Annotated in this window: 19 protein-coding genes; 14 read left to right on the top strand and 5 right to left on the bottom strand. The window is 55.2% G+C overall.

Annotated elements, in window-relative coordinates; all coding sequences use genetic code 11:
• The 3 genes from ACK5JN_RS02560 to ACK5JN_RS02570 form a co-directional block, all read left to right on the top strand.
• Nucleotides 1-643: EAL domain-containing protein (locus ACK5JN_RS02560; RefSeq protein ID WP_416868719.1), on the top strand; the 643-nt coding region annotated here is incomplete at its 5' end.
• A gap of 1,418 nt (nucleotides 644-2,061) precedes the next feature.
• On the top strand, nucleotides 2,062-2,442 hold the full coding sequence (locus tag ACK5JN_RS02565; RefSeq protein ID WP_416868720.1) for a hypothetical protein: 381 nt from the start codon (nucleotides 2,062-2,064) through the stop codon (nucleotides 2,440-2,442).
• 235 nt (nucleotides 2,443-2,677) lie between these two features.
• On the top strand, nucleotides 2,678-3,910 hold the full coding sequence (locus tag ACK5JN_RS02570; RefSeq protein ID WP_416868721.1) for an MFS transporter: 1,233 nt from the start codon (nucleotides 2,678-2,680) through the stop codon (nucleotides 3,908-3,910).
• Here the strand turns inward: ACK5JN_RS02570 and ACK5JN_RS02575 are convergent.
• Nucleotides 3,897-4,529 (bottom strand): helix-turn-helix domain-containing protein, encoded by a 633-nt coding sequence (locus ACK5JN_RS02575; protein ID WP_416868722.1) that lies wholly within the window; start codon nucleotides 4,527-4,529, stop codon nucleotides 3,897-3,899. The two genes, ACK5JN_RS02570 and ACK5JN_RS02575, sit on opposite strands and share 14 nt — an antisense overlap.
• Before the next feature lie 498 nt (nucleotides 4,530-5,027).
• On the opposite strand from ACK5JN_RS02575, the gene ACK5JN_RS02580 reads away from it, so the two are divergent.
• The 9 genes from ACK5JN_RS02580 to ACK5JN_RS02620 all read left to right on the top strand — a co-directional run bounded on the left by ACK5JN_RS02580 (nucleotide 5,028) and on the right by ACK5JN_RS02620 (nucleotide 18,105).
• On the top strand, nucleotides 5,028-6,524 hold the full coding sequence (locus ACK5JN_RS02580) for a hypothetical protein (protein WP_416868723.1): 1,497 nt from the start codon (nucleotides 5,028-5,030) through the stop codon (nucleotides 6,522-6,524).
• Between the two features lie 271 nt (nucleotides 6,525-6,795).
• On the top strand, nucleotides 6,796-7,872 hold the full coding sequence (locus ACK5JN_RS02585; protein WP_416868724.1) for a LacI family DNA-binding transcriptional regulator: 1,077 nt from the start codon (nucleotides 6,796-6,798) through the stop codon (nucleotides 7,870-7,872).
• 148 nt (nucleotides 7,873-8,020) lie between these two features.
• On the top strand, nucleotides 8,021-11,092 hold the full coding sequence (locus ACK5JN_RS02590) for a beta-galactosidase (RefSeq protein ID WP_416868725.1): 3,072 nt from the start codon (nucleotides 8,021-8,023) through the stop codon (nucleotides 11,090-11,092).
• A 285-nt stretch (nucleotides 11,093-11,377) separates the two neighbouring features.
• A complete protein-coding gene (locus tag ACK5JN_RS02595) occupies nucleotides 11,378-13,492 on the top strand; it encodes an alpha-galactosidase (RefSeq protein ID WP_416868726.1) in 2,115 nt (704 codons plus the stop codon).
• A 40-nt stretch (nucleotides 13,493-13,532) separates the two neighbouring features.
• Complete coding sequence (gene melB / locus ACK5JN_RS02600; protein WP_416868727.1) at nucleotides 13,533-14,879, top strand: melibiose:sodium transporter MelB; 1,347 nt, start codon at nucleotides 13,533-13,535, stop codon at nucleotides 14,877-14,879.
• Nucleotides 14,880-14,955: 76 nt separating this feature from the next.
• The gene (locus tag ACK5JN_RS02605; RefSeq protein ID WP_416868728.1) at nucleotides 14,956-16,206 is read left to right on the top strand and encodes a carbohydrate porin; all 1,251 of its coding nucleotides are present in this window, start codon (nucleotides 14,956-14,958) and stop codon (nucleotides 16,204-16,206) included.
• Nucleotides 16,207-16,232: 26 nt separating this feature from the next.
• On the top strand, nucleotides 16,233-16,889 hold the full coding sequence (locus tag ACK5JN_RS02610; protein ID WP_416868729.1) for a MalM family protein: 657 nt from the start codon (nucleotides 16,233-16,235) through the stop codon (nucleotides 16,887-16,889).
• Nucleotides 16,890-17,042: 153 nt separating this feature from the next.
• Nucleotides 17,043-17,783, top strand: coding sequence for an AzlC family ABC transporter permease (locus ACK5JN_RS02615; RefSeq protein WP_416868730.1), 741 nt, complete (start codon nucleotides 17,043-17,045; stop codon nucleotides 17,781-17,783).
• 1 nt (nucleotide 17,784) lies between these two features.
• On the top strand, nucleotides 17,785-18,105 hold the full coding sequence (locus ACK5JN_RS02620; protein ID WP_416868731.1) for an AzlD domain-containing protein: 321 nt from the start codon (nucleotides 17,785-17,787) through the stop codon (nucleotides 18,103-18,105).
• Nucleotides 18,106-18,153: 48 nt separating this feature from the next.
• Here the strand turns inward: ACK5JN_RS02620 and ACK5JN_RS02625 are convergent, their stop codons facing one another.
• Entirely contained in the window at nucleotides 18,154-19,350 is a 1,197-nt protein-coding gene (locus ACK5JN_RS02625) for an MFS transporter (protein WP_416868732.1), read from the bottom strand.
• 115 nt (nucleotides 19,351-19,465) lie between these two features.
• Between ACK5JN_RS02625 and ACK5JN_RS02630 the strand changes: the two genes are divergently transcribed.
• Complete coding sequence (locus ACK5JN_RS02630; RefSeq protein WP_416868733.1) at nucleotides 19,466-20,425, top strand: cupin domain-containing protein; 960 nt, start codon at nucleotides 19,466-19,468, stop codon at nucleotides 20,423-20,425.
• Nucleotides 20,426-20,491: 66 nt separating this feature from the next.
• Here ACK5JN_RS02630 and ACK5JN_RS02635 read toward each other — a convergent pair whose 3' ends face one another.
• Entirely contained in the window at nucleotides 20,492-20,800 is a 309-nt protein-coding gene (locus ACK5JN_RS02635; RefSeq protein WP_416868734.1) for a hypothetical protein, read from the bottom strand.
• Between the two features lie 394 nt (nucleotides 20,801-21,194).
• Between ACK5JN_RS02635 and proX the strand changes: the two genes are divergently transcribed.
• Nucleotides 21,195-22,193: a glycine betaine/L-proline ABC transporter substrate-binding protein ProX gene (gene proX / locus ACK5JN_RS02640; RefSeq protein WP_416868735.1), complete on the top strand. Its 999-nt coding sequence runs from the start codon at nucleotides 21,195-21,197 to the stop codon at nucleotides 22,191-22,193.
• A gap of 56 nt (nucleotides 22,194-22,249) precedes the next feature.
• Here the strand turns inward: proX and ACK5JN_RS02645 are convergent, their stop codons facing one another.
• Complete coding sequence (locus tag ACK5JN_RS02645; RefSeq protein WP_416868736.1) at nucleotides 22,250-24,358, bottom strand: TonB-dependent siderophore receptor; 2,109 nt, start codon at nucleotides 24,356-24,358, stop codon at nucleotides 22,250-22,252.
• A 151-nt stretch (nucleotides 24,359-24,509) separates the two neighbouring features.
• Nucleotides 24,510-24,764 carry a GlsB/YeaQ/YmgE family stress response membrane protein gene (locus ACK5JN_RS02650; RefSeq protein WP_416868737.1) on the bottom strand — a complete coding sequence of 85 codons (255 nt, stop codon included), beginning with the start codon at nucleotides 24,762-24,764 and terminating at the stop codon, nucleotides 24,510-24,512.
• Between the last annotated feature and the right edge of the window lie 146 nt (nucleotides 24,765-24,910).

Genomic DNA, 24,910 nt, shown 5'->3' on the forward strand with positions numbered 1-24,910 from the left:
TGTCGGCGGCGAAATCCTGGCCAGAGGCTACACGCTGGATTCGATTGTCCCCTTTAAAAACATCATTGAGCATCTGCAGCATCCCGATATTATGCTCAACGTCGGCAACCACGTGATCAACCTGTTCTGCGCGTTTTATCAGCAGCGGAAAATGGGCGATCTGCGTTTTAACCTTAACGTCTCACATCTGCAAATTCAGCACCAAAAATTCCCCGCCATCATTGAGAAGACGCTTAAAAACTATCATATCGAGCCCAAAACGCTGATGCTCGAAATTTCCTGCGATGAACCAGCGCTGGATGAGGTCGCGATACAAAATCTGCATCAGCTTGAAGCGCTAGGAGTAGGCATTGCCTGGGATAATATCTCCAGTGAGGAGCAGCTGCGTGCGCTGCATGGCCTTTTTAAAGTCCGCACTCTGAAGCTAAAGCCGGGGAAAATTGATGAGAAGCAGACCCAGGAGATTAACCTGATCATTGATTTCGCGGACCAGCATGATATCGAAGTGATCGCAGAACAGATTGAGACCATGAAGCAGGCCTCCATCTTCTTAAAAAGGAACGTCACCAAGGGCCAGGGCTACATCTATTCCCGGGCGATTAACACGACGGAATTTAAGAAGCGCTATATTAATACGCAGTAAAGGGCGAACCGGTGCCAGACGCTAACGCGAGAACGATTTATGACTGCTACCAGAGAGAGTTCCTGAGTTTCAATACCAACCCGGGCTCAGGCGTCATGCTAAAATGAGGTCTGGGATCATGATTTAAAAGGGAATAATAAACCCGGAAATCAAATTTACACTTTCCACACAAAATAAATACCGAATAGCCGACGTATTTAACGATATTCACACTCATTTTCATGCTAATGATTAATAAATAAATGTTCCTCCTTATGACTATTATCATTTCCAGGCAATGCCTTCCCCCATTTTTAATTGACCTTAATCAAACAATAGACACTCTCCATCGATTAATACAGACACATCAGCTTACCTTTCTTTACGAAACTGTTGCAGAAACCTCCCATCCTTTTGTACTAGCATACTGATTAATAAAGTATACTTTAAGTGAGTATTTGCATAATCAATCAAATTTGATGACTAAACCACGCTGAATAACGATCGTGCATTTTCGCGAAACCGAATGCCGTAATTGGCTGGCAGCGCTGAAATTTATGTCAATACGCAACACGCTCGGGTCTGCGGATCAGACTGTCCCTCGCCGCTTTCGTCCCATTATTTACGGTCTACTATTTCTAAATATCGTGTGTGCTTCGAACTTACGATGTCTACTTTCATTCGAATAATTAAATAATAATCATCAATCGCCTTAACGTTTTTAATACAAAATGTGAGGTAACCTACAAATATTGACATGTCTTTTTTCCCGATTCATATTTTACGAAGAAAAATAATGAAGCGGATTGCAATATGAATCTTATAAACAACACAAGAACCTATCCCGCGAAACGCAGACGTCGCGGTGAAGCACAAAATGACAGTTTAACCATGCTCAGCGCGCGTATCGCCAACGATCTATGTGAATACGTCCGTGAGGTCGCGTTTCAGACGCGCAAAAGTAAACAACAAATTATCACCGAAGCGCTGAGGCTACATCAGGCCCACAGCGCAGAGACAGCGGAATAGACGGAATAAACAACAATAATAACCCGTTTTTTATTTATTTTTTTGGATGCCGTATGCAAAAGAGTGAATAACAACAATTTACCACTTTTCATATTTAGAGAGATGCCCCATTGGGTATCGGCTTTTGAAGTAGCAGAAGAAATGACTTAACAAAGCTGTAATAACGACAACAGCGTTGTGGCAGATCTGACTGACCCTTTCTCACCGCGAGAGTTAACCACCGCTGGCGAGACATTCGGACATGAGACCGCCGACAACCCCACTGACCTGCCTGATATATCCATTTTTAGTATGTCTTATACTGACCCCCTGGTGATGAGGGGGTATTTTTGACTGCATAAAATCGGATGCCGCGGGCGGTTATGCTGAATATTCCTGACTAGATAGGCTATAACACAATGAAAAAAATCATGATGTCTGTTCTGACGCTAGCGACTATCGCCGCCGCTCCCGCGCAGGCCATTAATGCGAAGTACCGTGAGCAGCTTATTCGCTCCGGCTGTACTGAAATGAACGCCGGCATCTCCTGCGACATCCACAAAACGAAGGCGCAGAATGCCAGGCCGTCTTCGAAAACGGCAACAAAACCAACGCAGACAACCAGCCAACACTATGAGCAGATCGTCCGCGAGGTCGAAACCATTATGGGCATGAAACATATTGAGGCGGAGGCGTATTTGGTCGAAAAAGGCTGGCGTCAGCGGCCCAACGGCGACTGGAAAAAAGCGGGCCACGAGATGCGTACCGTCGAAGAGAAAGGCGTCGTGGCTAACGCGCAGATGCTTAAATAATAATAAGGCTCCTCAGGAGCCTTATTATTACCTTAAATGATGAGGTCGCAGACCTGTCCGTGCGGTCATTCTGGGCAAAACCGAGGATCTTCTTACCCGATGACGCAAATCAGTCGCCAGCGCTAATTCGCCCCTCGGCGCCATAAATTACATGATATTATGCGCGCATTCCTTGATTGTCGCGGCATACAGACCGTCGATAAAAACGATTTCTAACCCATAAACCATTGCCACAATGCCTACGTATAATAAAAAAGTTCGTGCCTACCATTTCCCCGCGTTTCGTTACCTCTTTTCCGCTCGCTTGTTGACCGTCCTTGGTAACGGTATGGCGCCGATTGCGCTGGCCTTCGCGGTTCTTGATATCGGCGGTACCGTGTCGGATTTGGGGATCGTCGTAGCCTCACGTTCGATTCTTAACGTCGCGTTTCTGCTGCTGGGTGGCGTGCTGGCGGATCGCTACTCGCGCAGCCGGGTGCTGGTTTGCTCCTCCACTATTGCCGCTCTTTCACAGGCCATCGTGGCGTGGTCGGTGCTGGATGGCTCCGCCACGGTATTAAGCCTGGCGCTGCTGGGTGCGCTCAACGGGGCTTCCGCCGGTATTGCGTTACCCGCCTCTCAGGCGCTGGTGCCGCAGACGGTGCCAACCCAAAATCTGCGTGAAGCCAACGCGCTGGTTCAGCTCGGCATCTACAGCGGTACGGTGATTGGCGCTTCGCTGGGCGGCATCCTCGCCAGCTCGGTCGGGCCGGGATGGGGGCTGGCGATTGACGCCATGGGCTTTGCCGCCTCCGCCCCGCTCTATTATATGATTCGTGTGACGGCAGCCAGAGTCAGCGCCGCGCCGAGCAACATCCTGCAGGATTTAAAAGAGGGCTGGAAAGAGTTCGCCAGCCGCTCCTGGGTGTGGTCGATCGTGGTGCAGTTTACCATCATCAACGCGGCGTTCAGCGGCGTGATGATGGTGCTCGGCCCGGCGATTGCCGACGCCACCTTCGGGCGGGCGAACTGGGGCATGATGATTGCGGCGCAGAGCGTGGGGCTGATTGTCGGCACCTTCATTGCCCTGCGCTGGCGTCCACGCCGCGATCTGTTCATCGGGGTGATGCTGGTGGGGCTGTGCGCGGCGCCGATTCTCCTGCTGAGCCAGGCCGCCTCCGCCGCGTGGCTCATCACCGCCTTCTTTATGACCGGCGTGGCCATGGGCCGATTCGGGGTGTCGTGGGCCCATTCCCTGCAAACGCATATCCCGCCGGAAAAACTGGCCCGCGTCTATGCCTATGATGCCGTCGGCTCCTTCGTGGCGATTCCTTTTGGCGAGCTGGTCGCCGGGCCGCTGGCGATGCAGTACGGCAACAGCCATGTGCTGCTGATTTCAGGCATCGCCGTGGTCATCGCCACCGTCTGCGCCAGCCTGGTACCGGGCATCCGGCGGCTGGAGAACGCCGCGCAGATCAGGTCTCTGTAAGCTGATAAACCGGCACGCGGCGGGTGGTGCCGGTCAGGGTATCAAACACGTCTGTTTCCGAGGTGGCGATACGCATACCCGATTTACGCAGCCGCTGCACATCGGCGGCGATGCGCTGAAGGCCAAACCAGAACAGCCCATCCAGCGCCGTGACCGCCAGCCGCTTTTCCAGCGCCAGCCGTAGGCGCTCGCGCGGATGTTTCACCTGCTGGGCAATTTCACGGTACGGTGTTTCGCCGTGGCCCGCTCCGTCGGTGCGCCGGATACGCGTGGAGAGGTGGTACTGGAAAGCGTCCGGTATGCCGCTGAGATCGCCTTTCAGGCTATAGACGCAGCCAAAGCGCTTACCGTTAAAGGTGGCGCTTTTCTGACTCAGGACCAGTTCGTCGCGCACGCTGGCAATCAGCTGCGGCGCGCGCGTCAGCAGCAGCCGGAATGGCAGCTCGAAGCTGGTCACGTAATCGACGTTCAGCAGGGCTATGCGCAGACGCTCTTCGGCCCCCGCCCCGCAGGTCTGACATTCCGCAATCACGTCAGCCCACTGTTTGCTGAGGCGCTCGCTTTCCAGCGCCTCCGTAAAGCGGTATTTCTCAATCTGGTAGTCAATGCGCCCGCTCACCGTTGATACCCTTCTGGTTATCGTATTATGCGTTGATCACTTTACCAGCGACGCACTGGTCATGAAAGTCAGGTTGTCAGGGTGATTAGTGGAAATCCAACGTGTCACACAAATACAGTTCGGAGATTTGGTGGCGACAAGGACAGCAACTCGCCTATCAAAGATAACGTAACTAATACTCCATTACGTTTCAACATAGATAGCTATGCTTTCAAAAAGCCACTTGAACAGTATAAAATACAGCCATATCAATGCTGTTTTTGTACTGGAAGTGGAATCTTGTGTTTTTCGTTAGTTACCGCTAAAGCAGTTCCAAGTTTCGGAAAATCAGCTACTATCATTTTTGGCACTTCACAATATTTTTTGAGGCAGTTAAATTCAATGCACATGAAATTTATCATCGCCTGCAAAACATGCAGATATAATCCAGGTTCGCTTCATAATTTCATTTAGTTAAACACCTCACTTAAGTTCAAATCCACAAACAAAGGGAAAAATATGATAGCAGGAGTACACATATCAGTTCTGGTCGTTATCATTGGCGCTGGTCTTGCGTTAGCGCCAATGATGTTATTCTCCACATCATGCCTCTACTTTATTTTTATGCATTTTAAAGGCACAAAAATATATTTATTAAAGACCATAGCCATAGGGTTGTTGTCAGTCCCTGTCGCTCTATTAATTTCAATTCTTGGGTTTTATTACTTAATATCTATGGCATGGCTTTGGGCGCACAGACTCTTTCAAAAAACCTACAGAAGATACTTTACTAAGGACTTAAGTGACAGTCACCAGGATAAAGTTGATGATCGACCTGTTGATGCCAATACAGTTATTGTCCATCTGGTACATGGCACTTTCGAAACAGAGGCTCCCTGGACAAAACCTGGCTCTGCCATGAGAAAAGCGATTGAGGATATTAACCCCGAAGCACATTTGGTGCGTTTTAACTGGAGTGGCGGAAATACCCCTGGAGCAAGAACGCTAGCAGCGAAGGAGCTTGCCGATAAAATTTTATGTTCAACCAGTGAACAACATTATATAGTCGCTCACAGTCATGGTGGAAACATTGTTCGAGAAATGTCTCATTTCTATCCAGATACTGCGAATAAAGTCCGCGGCGTTTGCTTACTTTCGCCACCATTCCTCTACAGAAAAGTGTTATCTCGTTCAGCAAACAGATTTCTTGCTACCAATGTTTTTGGGTTTACTTTTGCACTGCTTATTCCAATCACAGCCCTCTATCTCGCCTTTGGTTTGACAGAGCCAGCTATTATTGCACTATGCGTACCGTTAGCCGCACTGCTTGAAATATGGCTTACTAAGCGATGCAGAAACTCCTTTGAAAATGAACCACAGGCACCTGATGACTCTGTTGATTATAGTTCTGTCGAAATAATCCATGCAGCCGGAGATGAAGCTGATTCTGCATTGAGGTTTTCCAGTTTTGTTCACGAAGCTTGTTTTGGTGTACTTACCCAGTTAAATTCAGCATCAGAAATTGCCCACAAGAAACGTCATACTCCCTTTATCCTGAGTTATTTTATTCTTTTTTTATTCGGCATCTATACACTTGTGATATCACAGACAGCAGAGTTTTTTACTTTATTCGTCGGGTTAATCATGCTCGTAGTTTTACACCTGGCAATGATTAGACGAAAAAAAAGTGAACCTGCTAACGTATTAATTGCTGCAGCACTCCCTATCACTATTTTCTCATTCTGGCTGGCTACGGCTAAAGCGTTAGCCTATGGCGATTGGCGGCTGATTTTTTGTCCAGAAATGTTTGTCTCCTCTTCAGAGACGCCAACCGGTTCACACCAGATACTAAAACTTGGGCCTGTGGGTGATAGTGATATGGTGCATTCCACGCACTCTCACCCCGACGCAGTGCAAAACATTGCTAATTGGATATTTGCTAGCATCACAGGGTCACAATGCCGACATACCAGCAAATGTGAAAAGTGCGGGAATTCATTAATTCATCAAGACTAATTTAGATATGCTGTTTCAAGCCATATAGCGTCAAGACATTGACAGGTAAAGTGGTAGTTTCTTCCTGTCAATGTCTTAATCAGCAAAATGAAACTATTTTGTTAAGGCATTGCGACCTATTTTATTTAGTGTACCAATTATCAATTCACATATATAACTGTTCTAATCCTATGTGCCCGTGCGTCTTTTTTCAACAAATGCTATGATATGCCAACGATTTTTAGCTGCCCTCTAGCCATCTTCAACATGATGAATGACAAGGAATCCCGGCATGAAACCGAAGTCTGTCACCCTTTATGACGTTGCCGAGCACGCCAACGTTTCTTACCAGACCGTCTCCCGGGTCATCAATCAGGCCGCCCACGTTTCTGAGAAAACCCGCCTCAAGGTTGAAGCGGCGATGGACGCGCTGAACTATATTCCCAACCGCATGGCCCAGCAGCTGGCGGGGAAACTGAGCCATACGCTGGGCTTTGCCACCAGCAATCTGGCGCTGCATGCGCCGTCGCAAATTGTCGCTGCCGCCAAGTCGCGGGCCGGTGAGCTGCAGTTTAACGTGGTGATATCCATGACCGAGCAGTCGGGGCTGGAAGCCAGCAAAGCCGCCGTGAGCCAGCTGCTGTCGCAGCGCGTGGACGGTATTCTGGTCAATATTCCGATGGAAGATGAACAAACCCAGGAAATCGTGCGGCTGTGCGGCGCGATTCCGGTGCTATTTCTTGATGCATCGCCGTCGACCGAGATGCACCACATTGTGTTCGACCCGCACATGGGTGCGAAGCTCGGCGTCGAGCATCTGGTCCAGCTGGGGCATCAGCAGATAGCGCTGCTGGCGGGCCCGCTCAGCTCCATCTCCGCGCGTCTGCGCTTTGAGGGCTGGCAGGACTGCCTGGCAGAGCATCAGTTGACGCCGGTAGCGGTGATGCACGGCGACTGGAGCTCGCTATCGGGCTATCAGCACGTCACGCGGCTGCTCAACGAAGGCGTTACGCCCACGGCTATCCTGGTGGCGAACGATCAGATGGCGCTGGGCGCACTGCGCGCGCTGTCGGAGTTCGGCCTTCCGGTGCCGGGCGCGGTCTCGGTGGTCGGCTACGATGACACGGAAGATAGCGCCTGCTTCACCCCGCCGCTGACCACCATCAAACAGGATTTCAAAGCGCTGGGGAAAGTCAGCGTTGAGCGCCTGTTGGGGCTGATCGAAGGCGAAGAGACGGTGTCCGAACTGCTGCCGGTGAGCCTGGTCGAACGCAAAACGACGGCCAAACCCCAGTCTGATACGCTCTCAGCCCAGCATCTTTCCGAAGAGCTGGCCCGCCTGGCGCGCCAGGTTGCCCGCCTGCAGTAATATCACCGTCCTCCGAGCCCCGTCGCTGGGGCCATTATTTGTGAGTCCCATCACCCTCTATCGCGATGGGGCTTTACAAGCAGCAGGTATCCTCGCATAGTGATTAAAATTGTGAGCGCATCACAAAATATATCAAGGAACCTGGATAATGAGCCTACAACCTCTCTCTTTAGCCGCTGTACTCGCCCGTCGCGACTGGGAAAACCCAGCCGTCACCCAGCTCAACGCGCTGGCCGCCCATCCGCCGTTCTCCAGCTGGCGATCCGCCGATGACGCCCGCCGTGACGCCGCGTCGCCTTCACGGCAAATCCTCAATGGCCGCTGGCAGTTCAGCTACTTTACGCAACCGGAATCGGTACCGGAAAGCTGGTTACAGCAGGACCTGGCGGACGCGCACAGCATTGAGGTTCCTTCGAACTGGCAGATGCTCGGCTACGACGTGCCGATTTACACCAACGTCACCTATCCGATCCCGGTTAATCCGCCGTTTGTTCCGCAGGATAACCCTACCGGGTGTTACTCGCTCACATTCAATGCCAATCCACAATGGCTGAGCAGCGGCCAGACGCGCATTGTCCTCGACGGCGTTAACTCCGCCTTCCACCTGTGGTGTAACGGCCAATGGGTCGGCTACGCGCAGGACAGCCGCCTGCCGTCGGAATTTGACCTCAGCGGCCTGCTGGTCGACGGTGAAAACCGGCTGGCGGTAATGGTGCTGCGCTGGAGCGACGGCACCTACCTGGAAGATCAGGATATGTGGCGCATGAGCGGTATTTTCCGCGACGTGACCCTGCTGCATAAGCCGGACACCCGCCTGAGCGACGTGCAGCTGGTCACCCAGCTCAACGACGAATTCAGCCGCGCCACGCTGGAAGCAACGGTAATGGTTGAAGGCGATATCGCCGAGGATACCCGCGTCGCCGTCCAGCTCTGGCAGGACGATCGGCTGATCGGTGAAGTGGAACAGCCGCTCGAAAGCGACATCATCGATGAGCGTGGTCGCTATAACGATCGCACGACTCTGCGCCTGCCGGTAGCGCAGCCCGCGCTGTGGAGCGCGGAAATCCCGACGCTCTACCGTACCGTGGTGCTGCTCAAACAGGGCGAAAATGTGGTGGAAGCAGAAGCCTATGATACCGGCTTCCGCAAGGTTGAAATCAGCGGCGGCCTGCTGAAGGTTAACGGCCAACCGCTGCTGATCCGCGGCGTCAATCGCCACGAGCATCACCCGGAGAACGGCCAGGTGATGGATATCGACACCATGCGTCAGGATATTCTGCTGATGAAGCAGAATAACTTTAACGCCGTACGCTGCTCCCACTACCCTAACCATCCGCAGTGGTATCGCCTGTGCGATTACTACGGGCTGTACGTCGTCGATGAAGCGAATATCGAAACCCACGGCATGGTGCCGATGCGCCGTCTCAGCGACGATCCGCGCTGGCTGCCCGCGATGAGCGAACGCGTCACCCGCATGGTGCAGCGCGACCGCAACCACCCCTCCATTATTATCTGGTCGCTGGGCAACGAGTCCGGGCACGGTGATAATCACGACGCGCTCTACCGTTGGATCAAGTCCAACGATCCGACCCGCCCGGTGCACTATGAAGGCGGCGGCGCGAACAGTTCAGCCACCGATATCATCTGCCCGATGTATTCCCGCGTCGACCAGGACCAGCCGTTCCCGGAAGTGCCAAAGTGGTCAATCAAAAAATGGGTCAGCATGCCGGGAGAAAACCGCCCGCTGATCCTTTGCGAATACGCCCACGCCATGGGCAACAGCCTTGGCGGCTTCCATAAATACTGGCAGGCCTTCCGTCAGTATCCGCGCCTGCAGGGCGGCTTTGTCTGGGACTGGGTTGACCAGTCGCTGAACAAACGCGACGAAAACGGCCAGACCTTCTCCGCCTACGGCGGCGACTTTGGCGATACGCCGAACGACCGTCAGTTCTGCATGAATGGCCTGGTCTTCTCCGACCGCACGCCCCACCCGTCGCTGCATGAAGCGCGCTACGCGCAGCAGTTCTTCCAGTTCCGCCTGCTGGACGACAATCAGCTTGAAGTGACCAGCGAATACCTGTTCCGCGCCACCGACAACGAACAGCTTTTCTGGACGCTGAAACTCGACGGTGAAGCGCTCGCCAGCGGCAGCGTCGCGCTAGCGATTCCCCCGCAGGGTAAACAGACGATCGCGCTGGATCTGCCGGCGATCGCCCGCAGCGGTGAAGTGTGGCTGAACGTCGAGGTGCGCCAGAACGCAGCCACCCGCTGGAGCGACGCCGGTCACGTCTGTGCGCACGGGCAGTGGCCGCTGCCGGGCCTGCTGTCCGCCGCGCCTGCCGCCGCTAACGGTCACGCCCCGACGCTGACGCAAAGCGACGCACATTTCCTGATTGAGCATAGCGATCAGCAGTGGCAGTTCGATCGCGCCAGCGGTTTGCTCACCCAGTGGGTAAGTCAGGGGCAAAATGTGCTGCTGACGCCGTTACAGGATCAGTTCACCCGCGCACCGCTGGACAACGATATCGGCGTCAGCGAAGTCACGCGTATCGATCCCAACGCCTGGGTCGAGCGCTGGAAAGCCGCCGGTCATTACGCGATGGAGTGCCGCACCGTCAGCCTGAACGCCGATGTGCTGGCGCAGGCGGTGCAGCTGCGTTCGGAGCATCACTGGCTGGCGCACGGTAAGCTGCTGTTTATCAGCCGTAAAACCTATCTGATTGATGACCAGGGCGAGCTGCATATCAGCGTCGACGTTGACGTGGCGCGCGGCACGCCGTCACCGGCGCGTATCGGCCTGACCTGCCAGCTGGCCGAAGTGGCGCCGCAGGTTAGCTGGCTGGGCCTGGGCCCGCACGAAAACTACCCCGACCGCTGCGCGTCGGCACAGTACGACCGCTGGCAGCTTCCGCTGGCTGATATGTACACGCCGTACGTATTCCCGAGTGAAAACGGCCTACGCTGCGGCACCCGTCGTCTGGAATACGGTGCCAACCTGTGGCGCGGTGATTTCCAGTTTAACCTCAGCCGCTACAGCCAGGATCAGCTGCGTGAAACTTCGCATCGCCACCTGCTGGTTGAGGAAACCGGAAGCTGGCTGAACATTGACGGCTTCCATATGGGGATTGGCGGCGATGACTCCTGGAGCCCGAGCGTTTCGGAGGAGTATCTGCTGCAACAGCCGCACTACCACTACAGTCTGCGCTGGGCGCGTCGTTAACCCTGCAATGCATCCCTTTCGCGGCGGCCATCAGAGCCGCCGCTTTTTTTGGCCTGCTAAACCCACATCACATTTTGAATAAATTGTTAATCGCTCACATAATTAAATAACCCAATTAAAATCAATGAATTATGGGTTTAATCGTTAATAATAGTGAGTATTAATCGGCCTAAAAGTCGAGAAAAATGAGCATCTAACAACATCTGAGTGAGCGGTCACAATTACAATTTGTAATGGATGTTAATATCCCATCATCAACAGGAATATGTATAACAGGATGACGTGATGGAACCGACGCGCTTTCTCTCTGGTAATACCTCCACTTTATGTATCGATACCGCTAACGGCGGTGAAATCCTCTACTGGGGCCGGAAAATGGCCGCCAATGCGGCGGTAAAAACCGCCCTCGCACGCGCCGTACCTTATGGCCGACTGGATAAGGACACGCCGGTTTCGCTGATGGCGGAAAACGGTCGCGGCCTGTTCGGCAGCCCGGGCATTGAAGGCCACCGTAATGGGCAGCACTGGTCACCGGTGTTTACCATTGATGAGGTGCAAGAAACCGCCGACGGGCTGCTGATCCGCAGCGAAGATCGTGCGGCGGGCCTGCGCGTGGTTTCACATCTGTTGTTCGATCGCGACAGCGACGTCATTCGTCTCAGCCACACGCTTACTAATATCGGTGAAGGCGCCTACGACGTCTCGCGTCTGGCCGTCACCCTGCCTCTGCCGGAACGCGCCAACGAATGCCTCTCGTTCTATGGGCGCTGGGTCTATGAATTCCAGCAGCACCGCCACGCGCTGCTGCACGGCGGCTATCAGCAGGAGAACCGTCGCGGTCGCACCTCGCACCAGCACTACCCGGCGCTGATTAGTGGTACCACGGGCTTTGGTGAAAACCACGGTGAAGTCTGGGGCGCGCACTTTGCCTGGAGCGGCAACCACCGCATGCGCATCGACGTGAAAGCCGACGGCCGTCGCGTTTTACAGGCCGAAGCGCTGTATGTTCCGGGCGAAATTGTGCTCCAGCCTGAGGAATCCGTTTCAACGCCGTGGCTGTATGCTACCTGGAGCGACCGCGGGCTGAACGGCATGAGCCAGCAGTTCCACCGCCACGTTCGCCGCCAGCTGCTCTCCTTCACGCCAGCGCAGCCGAGACAGGTTCACCTCAACACCTGGGAAGGGATCTACTTCGATCATAACCCGGAGTACATCATGCAGATGGCGACCGAGGCCGCGCAGATGGGCGTCGAGCGTTTTATCATTGATGATGGCTGGTTTATTGGCCGCAACGACGACACCGCGGCGCTGGGCGACTGGTTTGTCGACGAGAGCAAGTATCCGCAGGGGCTGGAGCCGGTGATTGCGCACGTGCTGCAACAGGGCATGACCTTCGGTCTGTGGGTTGAGCCGGAGATGATCAGCAAAAATTCCGACCTCTATCGTCAGCATCCGGACTGGCTGCTTCAGCTCAGTGATTATCAGCAGCCTACCGGTCGCAACCAGTACGTGCTGGATCTGAGCAATGACGCGGTCTTCAGCTACCTGTACGAACGCCTGGACACCCTGCTCAGCCGCTACGCTATTTCATACCTGAAGTGGGATATGAACCGCGAAGTGGTCCAGCCGGGCCATCAGTTGCGCCCGGCGCAAACCCGTCAGGTAGAGCGCCTGTACCAATTAATGGCCAAACTGCGCGCGAAGCATCCGAACGTCGACATTGAATCCTGCGCCGCCGGCGGCGGGCGTATCGACTATGAAATTCTGCGCCACGTTCAGCGTTTCTGGCCGTCGGATAACAACGATGCGCTCGAACGCCACGCCATTCAGCGCGGCTTCAGCTACTTCTTCCCGCCGGAAGTCATGGGCGCGCACATTGGCGCCAAAAAGAGCCACTCCACCCGCCGGGTGTCCGACATTCATTTCCGCGGCATCACCGCCCTCTTTGGCCATCTGGGTATTGAACTCGACCCGCTACAGGCCTCTGACGAGGATAAAGCAGGCTTCAGCCGCTATATCGAGATCTACAAACAGCACCGCCCGCTGATCCACGAAGGCACGCTGTACCGCCTCGACAGCGACGATCCGCAGGCACAAAGCATCACCGCTATCGTTTCCGCCGACCGCCGTCAGGCGCTGGTCGCCGTTGCCCAGCTCGCCATGCCGACATGGGCGCTGAGCGGCACGCTGCGCCTGCAAGGGCTGGACCCGCAAATCAGTTATCGAGTGCGCGTTGTCGATGCCGCCGACAACTTCCGCAATGGGATTGTTAGTACCCAACCGGCATGGGTGGAAGAAGGCGTCATCTTAACGGGCGACTGGCTGCAACATGCCGGGCTGGCGATGCCGGTACTGGATCCGGAATCTGCCGTGCTGCTGTTGCTTGAAGCACAGCCTTAATATTTCATCTTTGTTGCCGTAATTAAAAAAAGGGACGCATATGAGTATTAGTAATACCAGCAAGCTCTCCTATGGCATTGGAGCGCTCGGCAAGGATCTTGCCTGCTCCATTATCTATCTGTACCTGATGTTCTATTATACTGACGTGGTCGGCCTATCTGCCGCCTTTGTCGGTTCATTATTTTTATTCGCCCGAATCTGGGATGCCATAACCGACCCGGTGATGGGATTAATTGTTGATAATACGCAAAGCCGCTGGGGTAAATTCCGCCCGTGGATTTTAATTGGCACCATTGTCAATTCCGTGGCGATGATTGGCGTCTTTATTTGCCATGAATTTGAAGGCGTCTGGCTTTATGTTTATGCCTCGGTTTCCTACGTGTTATGGGGAATGACCTATACCATGATGGATATTCCTTACTGGTCCATGATTCCGTCATTAACCAAAGAGAAAAAAGAGCGCGAAAAGATCGTCGTTATTCCGCGTCTGTTCGCCAGCATCGCCTGGCTGCTGATGGGCGCTTTCGGCCTGAAGGCGATCGAGCTGCTCGGTGACGGCGACAGCGCCACCGGCTTCGTTCGCGTCAGTATTGCTATTGCCGTCTTCTTTATTATCAGCGCGATTATTACTGTGGTGAACGTCAAAGATGTCGTGGACGTGAAGATCAGCAAACCGAAAATCAGCTTTAAGGATATGGTCAATATCATCACCAAAAACGACCAGCTGAAGGCGCTGATTGGCATCGTGCTCACCTTTAACATGGCGATGCAGCTGGCGGGCGGCTTTGCGATTTACTACTTCGCTTACGCCATCGGCAATAAAGACCTGTTCCCGGTCTTTATGATGCTGTCCGGTGCGGCGGAAATTGCCGGGCTGGTGCTGTTCCCGAAAGTGGTGGCCAGCGTCTCCCGCCCAACGGTCTGGCGTCTCGCCTGCCTGTTCCCGCTGCTGAGCTGCGCGATATTACTGTTCTCCGGGGTCTTTATGCCGGAAAGCCACATCCTGGTCGGCCTCTCCGGCGCGCTGCTTAAGCTGGGTTCCGGCTTCTCGCTGGCAATGGCCACGGTGATGCTGGCCGACGTGGTGGACTACGGCGAGTACAAAACCGGAATGCGCAGCGAAAGCGTCATCTTCTCGGTGCAGACCATGCTGGTGAAAGCGGCCTCGGCGTTCGCGGGCTTCCTGATCGGTATTGGCCTGACCATCATCGGCTACGTGCCCAATGAAGTGCAGGACGCCGATACCGTCTTCGGTATGCGCATCCTGATGATCGCCATTCCCTTTATTCTGGTCTCCGCGAGTTTCTTTATTTACCGCCGTTATTACAAACTCAACGGCCAATATCACGACGACGTGATGGCGGCGCTGGTTGAAAGACGTGCCTGATTGCTAGTACCCTGCCAGCGGCCATCCCGCCGCTGGCAACATTCATTCATAAATAAAAAACAGTATGGAATTTTATATGATGATACGCCGTGGTCTTTTACCTCTGCTCGCTTTAGCATTGCCTTTTTCTGCCTCCGCCGCATTAGAAAACTTTACCCCCATGGGTTACGTAAAATGGGGAAATATCTATACCAATAATAAAGACAAGAATGACGGCAAAGGAAAATTGAATGACGTTATTCGCGCTTCGGAAGGTTTTGGTAATTATCGTTTAGGTAATGAAATGAACTGGTGGGAAGGCGGATTTAAAACCGATATTACCACCAGCACCGATGCCATCTTTGATTTTACCTGGTATATCGGCAGCGGCGAGTCGTGGGGCGATGTGGGTACGCTCCAGACCTGGGCTTCCGTTTATAATATTTTACCCGGCCAGCCTGATGCCAAAATCTGGGTCGGTAAGCGTTTTTACCAGCGCCACGAAGTGCATATGATCGATATTAAATACTGGGACGTCTCCGACAACGGTATCGGCCTGGAAAACGTCGACCTCGGCTTCGCCAAAGGCCACGTCGCCTGGCTGGCCCCGGAATCCAGCGCCGATGAACGCGCGCTGCACAACATCGACCTGCGTCTGAGCGAGCTGAAAATCAACGACGATGCTGATTTAACCGCCGGTCTTAACTACGTTTTCGCCCAGAATTCAAGCTACGCTGAAAAAGACATCACCACCGACGGTTCCATGCTGTCGTTAATCTATCGTCAGGCCTGGTCGATGGGCAGCAACTCGCTGGCCTTCCAGTACGGACGCGACGCGCTGGCGGGCGGGCTGATGAGCGCGGAAGGCGCCAGCGCCACGAAATACAACACCGGCGTTAACCACGATGGCTATAGCTGGCGCATCTTTAACTACGGCGAAATTAACTTCACCGACAACATCCAGAGCATGTACTCCATCGCCTGGCAGGATCTCAACCTCGATAACAACAGCGGGATGACCTGGTTCAGTGCCGGTTTACGTCCGCAGTACAGCTGGAACGACTATCTGGCCACGGCGCTGGAATTCGGCTACGAGCGCGTCGACGCGCAGAACCACGCGGGCGTCAACAGCATGTACAAAGTGACGCTGGCGCAGATGATTCAGGCCGGTAAAGGCGTGTGGGCGCGCCCGGCGCTGCGCCTGTTTGTGACCTGGTCCGACTCAGACACCCAGTGGGAGCGTCTCAACAGCTACGGCAATCACAGCAAATATGCCGCGCCGGTGAAAAGCGATCGCGGAAGCACGGAAGAAGTGACCTTCGGGTTTAACTTCGAGCTGTGGTGGTAACGGACAACATGATTCAGGAGCGAACAATGATGAAAAAGATGATCCCACTGGCTTTTGGCCTGCTGTGGCTGAGCGGCTGCGCGCAGCCTGTTTCGACGGTCACGGAAACCCGCAGCCTCTCCCCCGCCGCCTGTTGCACGACGCTTGAACAGCTGCCAGCGCAGAGTTTTAACGGCAAGTCCTCGCGAACGCTAATCTTCGACGCGCAAACGCCGCGCATTGCGCTGGCCAACGGCAGCGCTCGCGCCCAGCTGCTGGCGCTGCCGGCCTATAACGGCGCGTACACCATTGAGCTGACCACGCCGCTGAATGAGAAACACTTCCTTGCCACCGAGGCGGTGATTTATGACGCCCAGTGGCAACCGCTGCAAAAACTGGCCTACGCCGACTTCGAATACCGTAAACCGGCGCTGCTGGAAAGCCATCGCCTCTTCGCCCGCATGCAGGTACAGCCCGGCATCAACGCGCCGCGCTGGCTGGTGATTTCCACCGTCGCGCATCCGCAGCCGGACAGATTAAAGCGGGTTGCCGAGTCGGAGATTTATGCCGAGAAAACGCAGGTTGAAGCGCCGCTTGAGCAGGCGAAATATACGACGGCCAGCGAGGACGGTACGATCCACGTGCGGATTGGCCGTTTTAGCCAGCTGGCGAATGAGTTGATTGATGTGGTGACCGGGCGGTAATTCTCCTGAGCAGAGGGCGGCGGCGTGAGTCGCCCTCTCTCAACCCGCATCACGCGACCCCGTGTTTTTCTGCGTGCGCGACGCCTCGCCATATGATAATCGTATTCCTACACAGGCTTATGATTATCGCGCTTTATATCACGGGAAAAATGGATGTTGATGAAAACAACGGTCTCAGCGAATCACGAGACCAGAGCACAGTTTCGCGCCGGCGTCGTCGCCTGTTTCCCGACGATCCCCGGCTACTGGAGTATTGGCTTTGCCGCCGGAGCCATCGGCACGCTTTCCGGCTTCACCACCCTGCAAACGGCGCTGCTGGCCAGCCTGCTGTACGCCGGGTCGGCGCAGTTTTTATTCTACTCGCTGTGGGCCGCGGGCGCGGAGGTGGCGTCGGTGGTGGTCAGCGTGCTGCTGGTTAACCTCCGCTATCTGCTGATGAGTTCGGCGATGAGCGTCTTCTTTCGTGAACATACCACCCTACAAAAAATTATCAGCGGCCTGCTGCTCACCGACGAAACGTTTGGCGTAGCGGTTCAGCACGGCGGCGCGCACGGTAAAGTGCCGTTTGCCTGGATGCTGGGCATTAACGTCGCCGCGTGGCTGAACTGGATCCTCGCCTGTATCGTCGGCGCGGGGCTGGCCTCGGCGCTACCGCCTGCGCTGATGGAAGGGTTGAGCTTTAGCCTGGTGTCGATGTTTATCGGCCTGGTGCTGATGCTGTGGTTCGCCAGCCGCCGTCGGCTGCTGGAAACCGTCGCCATCGCCGTTTCGGTGCTGATTACGCTGATCATGGCGGGTCATACCGATACCAGCGTGGTGGTGATCGTCGCCGCGTCGGTTTCCGCGACCCTGGCGACGCTGGGGCTGCGCCTGTTCGTGAAGGGAGAACGCTAGGATGGAACGCAATATTCTGCTCGCCATTATTGCTTCGGCGGTGGTCACCGCGCTGATGCGCACCGTGCCGGTGCTGCTGTTGTCACGTTTTCGTATGCCGCCTGCGCTGCAGCAGTGGCTGAGCTTTATTCCGGCCGCCATTATGTCGGCCATTATCGCCGCCGAGCTGATCGGTAAACCGGCGCTAACCGCCAGCGGTATTAGCGTTTCGCTGCTCGCCGCCGCGGTGGCCACGCTGGTCGGCATCGTGAGCCGCAGCCTGTTTGCCACCGTGATCGCCGGGATGGTGGCATTTACCGGGCTAAGCTACCTGCTTGCCTGATTCCCCCGGGCGCCCTGCGCATCGGCAGGACGCCCGGAGGGCCGCGCGTTACTCCAGCGTTGCCGCTTTGACCCGCACGCCCGCCAGTACCACCATCATGGACACCACCAGCAGCACGCCGCTGGCGGTAAAGACGCCGCTGGCCCCGTTCAGGTCAAAGACCAGCCCGCCGCCTGCCGCACCGGCGCTAATCGCCAGCTGAATGGCGGCGACTAACAGGCCGCCCGCGCTTTCCGCTTCATCCGGTACCGTGGTGGCAAGCCAGGTTGACCAGCCCACCGGTACCAGACCGAAGGCGAATCCCCACAGCGTCACCAGCAGGCCGTCCAGCAGCGCCAGGTGACCAAAAGCAACCATCAGCAGCGCCAGAATCCCCATCGCGAACGGCACCAGCGCCAGCGTCAGGCGCAGATTGCGCGTCAGCAGATATCCGGCAATCGAGGTGCCGATAAAATTCGCGACGCCAAAGCCGAGCAGGATCAGCGAAATGGTTTCCACGCTGGCCTGGCCAACCGTTTCAAGGAACGGGCGCAGGTAGGTGAAAAAGGCAAAATGGCCGCTAAAAATAAAAATAGTCGCCAGCAGTCCGCCAACCATGCCAGGACGGCGCAGCACATTAAACAGCGTGCCCAGGCTGCCGCCGTGATCCGGACGCATCGACGGCAGCACCCACAGCTGCCACAGCAGCGCCAGCACGCCGGGCACCACGCAGAGGATAAAGACGTTACGCCAGCCGACCAGACTACCGAGGAAGCTGCCGAGCGGTGCCGCCACCACGGTGGCTATCGAGACGCCGGCAAAGATAATTGACAGCGCTTTCGGCACATCGCTCGCCGGCACCAGCCGCATGGCGGTGGCGGTCGACATCGCCCAGAAGCCGCCGATAGCGATGCCCAACAGCAGCCGCCCCATTAACAGCACGTGCAGCGATGGCGCAAAGGCCACCAGCAGGCTGGAGACAATCTGCAGCAGCGTGAAGAACATCAGCACCCAGCGGCGATCGATGCTTTTGGTTGCGGAGACGATCAGTAGCCCGGTCACCAGCGCCACCAGCGCGGTCGCCGTCACCGTTTGCCCGGCAACGCCCTCGCTAACGCCGAGGCTTGCCGCCATCGGGGTTAACAGGCTGGCCGGTAGAAACTCGGCGGTGATCAAACCGAAAACGCCCAGCCCAAGCGACCATACGGCACGCCAGGCGGGTTTTGCCGGGGCTAAGGACCCGCTTTCAGCGACGCATGAATTCATCTGTTACTCTCCCGTTATGAAAATGTGATGTCTGTCGCAAAGCATAGAAAGTTCCGCCTGGACGATCTATGACATATAATCTCCAATTATTGATAATTCGTCCGGAGTTGCGACTATGACCCACCCTGCCCCCGATTTAATCAGCGAGCTGCTGCGCGGAATGCGCCTTTCCGGCGTGAGATATCGCCGCATTGAAGCCAGCGCGCCCTTTGGCGTGGCCTTCGGGCAGGCGGCCGGTAAAGCGCAATTTCATTTCGTCAGCCAGGGCCCCGCGCTGTTAAAGACGCAGAGCGGCGCGCGTTTCGAGCTGCAAAGCGGCGACGCGCTGTTTATTCCCAACGGCGATGCCCACGCCCTGCTCTCCGATGACGCCGCCGACATCACCCCGCTGGCTGACTTCCCCAGCGAGCCGATTTGCAGCTCGGTGTGCGACATCCACTGCCAGCCCTGCGCCGACGGCGGTAACGTGGTTATATTCAGCGGATGTATGGATTTCGATCTCGGCGGTATGCAGCCGCTGGTCAAAGCGATGCCGGAAGTTATGATGGTCAGCCGCCTGATGTCGACCTGGCCGGAGATCCATCCGCTGCTATCAGCGATGGAACGTGAATCGCTGGGACGTCAGGTCGGTTTTGCCGGGATCCTCGCCCGGCTGGCGGATGTGGTTGCGGCGCTGATCGTCCGCGGCTGGGTAGAGGCGGGCTGCGGGAAGGCCACCGGGTGGATTCAGGTGCTGCGCGATCCGCGTCTGAGCCGCGCCATCTACGCTATGCACCAGCAGCCCGGTATTAACTGGAGCGTGGCCGATTTAGCCAAAGAGGCCGGAACCTCCCGCTCGGTCTTCGCAGAACGCTTTCTCTCTGCCACCGGCACCACGCCCGCGAAGTATCTGGGCGAACTGCGCATGCGGCTGGCGGTGCAATATATCGGCCAGGAACAGCAGGCAATTGAAACCGTGGCGCTGAAGCTGGGCTACAGCTCGGTGGCGGCGTTTAGCCGGGCTTTTAAGCGGGTGGTCGGCCACTCACCGGGGACCATGCGCGCAGCCGGCGAAGTATCACCAGAAGCGCCATAGTCGCGAGGCAGGAAATAAAACCAAGGGCCTTTCCGTCATGGAAAAGGCCGCGGCGGGAGACAAGGCTCAGAGATAATGGATAGTCACTTCCTGGAGATGAGGAGTCCCCGGCAACGTCCGACGATCGATTTTGCTGATAATCGGCATGATGGGGGCATTATCGGTGGTTGACATCGTCACCTGCTGGACCCGATGTTCGCCATCACGATAGCAGGCAATCTGTAGCGTCTGACGGTGTGACGAGACGTCGCAAGCGCCTTCAACCACCTGACCAATAAAGTGAATGGTGCCGGAAGATACCCGACTCTGAGCCTGTGCAACGCTGGATAACATCAACCCTACCAGCGCCAGACTGATTCCATGTACAATTTTCATCCATCCTCCACTTCCTGTGAGAATTACCCCGTATCAGCAGATTTCGCCAATAGCGCTTGCTTTACGTCCTTGCATCCTCATTTTTAATGAGAATTATGCGTCTCATCTTATCGCGCGCGCTACGCGGGGGAAATCACTCATTCGTCGTATTCATTCGCCACGAGATAACCCTAGCGCGATTATTTTTAGGAATATCCTTAGCCCGAAATAAAGCTATGAAAGAATAATTGCGGATATTTAGGATTGCGCGCGCGAGGTATTATGCTAGGGTAAAGTTATTGTCATCAGGCTCAGGAGAATTTATTCGTTATCTCTTTCCTTATTTCCACCTTTTATCCAAGCGGGATAATTTGCCACCTCTGGCTTAACACGCGAAAATAATAAGGTTATTATTATGCAAACAACCACGCTACGCACTATTACGCTGGCAGTGCTATTCGCCTCCCCTACGCTTTTTGCCGCAGACCTTCCTGGCAAAGGCATTACCGTTCACCCGGTACAAAGTACCCTACCGGAAGAGACTTTCCAGACCGAAATCATCAACCGCGCGCTGAAGCAGCTCGGCTATGACGTCACCCCGACGGAAGAGGTGGAATATAACGTCGCCTATACCGCGATTGCTGCCGGTGACGCCACCTATATGGCCGTTAACTGGCTGCCGATGCAGCAGGATATGTATGACGCCAGCGGCGGCGATCGGAAATTCTACCGCCAGGGTACTTATATTAGTAATGCCGCTCAGGGGTACATGATCGATAAAAAAAACGCTGAGCAATATAACATTACGGATATTTCTCAGCTCAAAGACCCTAAGCTGGCGAAATTATTTGACGCCAACGGTGACGGTAAAGCGGATTTGGCTGGCTGTAACCCCGGATGGGTTTGCGGCTCGGTGATCGATACTCAGATTAAAGCCTATGGCCTCAGCAATACGGTCACGCAGAATCAGGGAAATTATTCGGCGATTATTGCCGACACCCTCTCCCGCTATAAAGCCGGTAAGCCGGTCATTTATTATACCTGGACACCTTATTGGGTCAGCGATGAGCTGAAGCCCGGTAAAGACGTGGTCTGGCTGACCGTTCCGTTCTCCGCCAACCCGGGCTCGCTGAAAGACCAGAATACCGAACTGCCTAACGGTAAGAACTACGGTTTTGCGGTCAACAACGAGTTTATCGTGGCCAACAAAGAATGGGCGGCCAAAAACCCCGCCGCGGCGAAGCTGTTTGCCATCGCCAAACTGCCGCTGGCTGACGTCAATGCTCAGAACCAGCTGATGCATAAGGGTGAATCGAGCGCCGCCGATATTCAGCGTCATGTGGACGGCTGGATCCACGCCCACCAGCAGACGTTTGACGGCTGGATCAAAGAGGCGCTGGCCGCAGCGCAGTAAAGCAAACTCCCGGCGTCGCTAACCTTGCGGATTAAAGCGACGCCGGGACATCCCCATCAGAAGGTATAGCTCGCCCCCACCTGCACCGTACGATCGCGGCCAATCCAGCAGTTGGTGCTGTCATAGCAGGTCAGCGTCTCTTTGTTGGTCAGGTTCTGCGCGCTGGCTTTCAGCATCAGCCCGCTCAGGCTGCTGTCCAGCGCCGACATATCGTAAGACAGCGACATATCGTACTGCGTCGTGCCCCCCAGTTTACCGGCCGTGTTATCCGGGGAGATTTCCATCGGCCCGGTATAGCGCGCGCCCGCGCCGATCGTCAGCCCACGCACCAGGCTCTGGTCGAAGGTATAGTCGCCCCACAGATTGAACGCGTTTTCCGGCACCTGCGTCGGACGTTTTCCCTGGTAGCTCTCGTCCTCGGTGTTGATGGCGTGAGTATAGGCGTAGTTGGCGATCAGGTTGATGTTGTCGGTTGGCCGGCTGATGACCGACAGCTCCGCCCCTTTAGACTCAATCTCCCCGGTCTGACGGTACACCCAGCTCGGATCCGCGCTGAGAACGTTTTTCTGGCGAATGTTAAATACCGATGCGGTAAAGGTCGTCGCATAGTCTGCCAGCAGGTACTTCAGGCCGCCCTCCACCTGTTTACTGGTGGTCGGTTTCACCTGGTCGGCGGTCAGGCCGTTCGCCGGAGACACCGGTTTAAACCCTTCCGAGTAGCTGATAAACGGCGACAGCCCGTTATCAAACGCGTACAGCATGCCCAGACGCTTGGTGACGCGATCCTGAGAGATCCACTCTTTCTCACCGTTATTGAGATAGTCGGTGGTCGCCGACTGGTATTCGTCGTAGCGCAGGCTGGCAAGAATGTTCAGGCCGCCCCAGGCCATCTGATCCTGCAGATAGTAGCCTTTCTGGTTGTATGAGAGGCGGTTTTTCTGGGCGGTGTAGAGCCCCAGCGCCTGTTCATTGACCTGACCAAAGTCCGGGTTGCGCATGTCGATGCCCGGAGTAACAGAAGCATAGCGATAGTGGTAATGCGAATTCAGCTTCTGATAGTCGAACCCGGCCAGCAGGTGGTGCTGCCAGTCGCCGAACGCCAGCGTCCGCGTAATCTGGTTGTCGATATTGAAGCTGTGCAGATCCTCATCGGTGGTATAGGCAAAACGGTTTAATTCATATACCGGGTTACCCGTATTACCGGTGGAATAGACGCTTTGCTGATGGCTGTCGATATCAAAGTAGCGCGCTTTCTGGGCAATGCCCCAGCCGCTATCGAACTGGTGTTCGAAGCTGTAGCCCACCATCCACTGGCGCTGTTTGAAGCCGTTCCAGTCATCGCCAGCGTAATCGCGTTTATTGGCGTAGCTTGAGCGTAAATAGGAAAGCGGCAGCGGGTTCGACGGCGTCAGGCTCGGCGTATTCTGCGCCAGCGCATCCAGCGTCAGACGGGTTTGCTCGCTCGGCTGCCAGGTCACGCTGGGGGCCACCAGATAATCTTCATAGCGGGTAGTGTGCGCCTGATCGTCACCCTCAGTCGCTTTGCCCAGCAGGCGATAGCTCCAGTCGCTGTTGGCGATGCGCCCGGTTGAGTCCAGGTAGCCTTCTTTAAGGTTGCGGGTGCCGGTGTTAAAACCGATTTCCGTGCGCGGGGTGGTTTGCGGTTTTTTCCCCTGAATGTTGACCAGACCACCCGGCGAGCCGCTGCCGTACAGCACGGAGGACGGGCCTTTGAGGATGTCCACGCTGTCAATCAGCAGCGGGTCGATGCGCGCCTTGGTATTGCCGGTCACGTTATAGGGTAACTGGATGCCGTTATAGAATTCGTTATCCACGTTAAAGCCGCGAATCTTATATTCGCTCATATAGGTCGTGCTGCCGCGCGACTCGGTGGCCACACCGGGGGCATAGCGCAGAATTTCATTCACCGAGGTGGCGTGACGCTGGCTGATTTCATGCTGGCTGATGGTGTTGATCACCTGCGGCGTTTTGCTTTCCGCCACCGCCGATTTGGTGGCGCTATTGGTCCAGCCTGGCAGCTCGCTGCCCTCACCGGAAGCGGTGACCACCATGGTGGTTTCATTTTTTTCGGCATAGGCCTGCGGCGCAAGCGCGAGTGCAATCATCCCAGAGAGTGCGCAACGGCGAAAAACGGTGTTATTCATTATCGTTAAGCTCAGATACAAACAAAAAACGATAATTATTATCATCCGCATTTACTATTCAACCCCAAAATAAACAGGGATTAAAAAATGTGATCGAGGTCTTATTTTACGTCTAATGAGAAGCGGCCCCTTGCGGGGCCGTCGGGAGATGTTATTCGCGGCGAATCAGGCGGAATACGATCAGCACAACGATGGCGCCAACCACGGCTACCAGGAAGCTGTGCAGGTTAAAGCCGGTGACGCTGCCACCTACGCCGAACGTGGTGGCGAGCCAGCCACCCACAACCGCCCCGACAATCCCCAGGATACAGGTGAGGATAAAGCCACCCCCATCGCGCCCCGGCATAATCAGTTTGGCACTAACACCGGCAATCAGACCAAAAATAATCCAGGTAATAATACCCATTTTTCCCACCTCTCCTGTTCCATTAACAACAATAAAAGCGCCGACATTCTGCGCCGCTAATGTTTCAAGTATAGGTAATTGTTCTTAAAAAACCTGGCACGGCGATGATATTTTATTCGTACGGACACGAAAATTGACGTACACGC

This window comes from Kluyvera sp. (genome assembly GCF_047971185.1).
Classification (GTDB): domain Bacteria; phylum Pseudomonadota; class Gammaproteobacteria; order Enterobacterales; family Enterobacteriaceae; genus Kluyvera.

Excerpts from the sequence above, each read along its gene's own strand:
- ACK5JN_RS02630 (WP_416868733.1), top strand. The coding sequence starts at position 19,466 with ATGACCCACCCTGCCCCCGATTTAATCAGCGAGCTGCTGCGCGGAATG.
- ACK5JN_RS02650 (WP_416868737.1), bottom strand. The coding sequence starts at position 24,764 with ATGGGTATTATTACCTGGATTATTTTTGGTCTGATTGCCGGTGTTAGT.
- ACK5JN_RS02635 (WP_416868734.1), bottom strand. The coding sequence starts at position 20,800 with ATGAAAATTGTACATGGAATCAGTCTGGCGCTGGTAGGGTTGATGTTA.
- ACK5JN_RS02590 (WP_416868725.1), top strand. The coding sequence starts at position 8,021 with ATGAGCCTACAACCTCTCTCTTTAGCCGCTGTACTCGCCCGTCGCGAC.
- ACK5JN_RS02610 (WP_416868729.1), top strand. The coding sequence starts at position 16,233 with ATGATGAAAAAGATGATCCCACTGGCTTTTGGCCTGCTGTGGCTGAGC.
- proX (WP_416868735.1), top strand. The coding sequence starts at position 21,195 with ATGCAAACAACCACGCTACGCACTATTACGCTGGCAGTGCTATTCGCC.
- ACK5JN_RS02580 (WP_416868723.1), top strand. The coding sequence starts at position 5,028 with ATGATAGCAGGAGTACACATATCAGTTCTGGTCGTTATCATTGGCGCT.
- ACK5JN_RS02615 (WP_416868730.1), top strand. The coding sequence starts at position 17,043 with ATGTTGATGAAAACAACGGTCTCAGCGAATCACGAGACCAGAGCACAG.
- ACK5JN_RS02570 (WP_416868721.1), top strand. The coding sequence starts at position 2,678 with ATGCCTACGTATAATAAAAAAGTTCGTGCCTACCATTTCCCCGCGTTT.
- melB (WP_416868727.1), top strand. The coding sequence starts at position 13,533 with ATGAGTATTAGTAATACCAGCAAGCTCTCCTATGGCATTGGAGCGCTC.
- ACK5JN_RS02625 (WP_416868732.1), bottom strand. The coding sequence starts at position 19,350 with ATGAATTCATGCGTCGCTGAAAGCGGGTCCTTAGCCCCGGCAAAACCC.
- ACK5JN_RS02585 (WP_416868724.1), top strand. The coding sequence starts at position 6,796 with ATGAAACCGAAGTCTGTCACCCTTTATGACGTTGCCGAGCACGCCAAC.
- ACK5JN_RS02565 (WP_416868720.1), top strand. The coding sequence starts at position 2,062 with ATGATGTCTGTTCTGACGCTAGCGACTATCGCCGCCGCTCCCGCGCAG.
- ACK5JN_RS02605 (WP_416868728.1), top strand. The coding sequence starts at position 14,956 with ATGATGATACGCCGTGGTCTTTTACCTCTGCTCGCTTTAGCATTGCCT.
- ACK5JN_RS02595 (WP_416868726.1), top strand. The coding sequence starts at position 11,378 with ATGGAACCGACGCGCTTTCTCTCTGGTAATACCTCCACTTTATGTATC.
- ACK5JN_RS02645 (WP_416868736.1), bottom strand. The coding sequence starts at position 24,358 with ATGAATAACACCGTTTTTCGCCGTTGCGCACTCTCTGGGATGATTGCA.
- ACK5JN_RS02620 (WP_416868731.1), top strand. The coding sequence starts at position 17,785 with ATGGAACGCAATATTCTGCTCGCCATTATTGCTTCGGCGGTGGTCACC.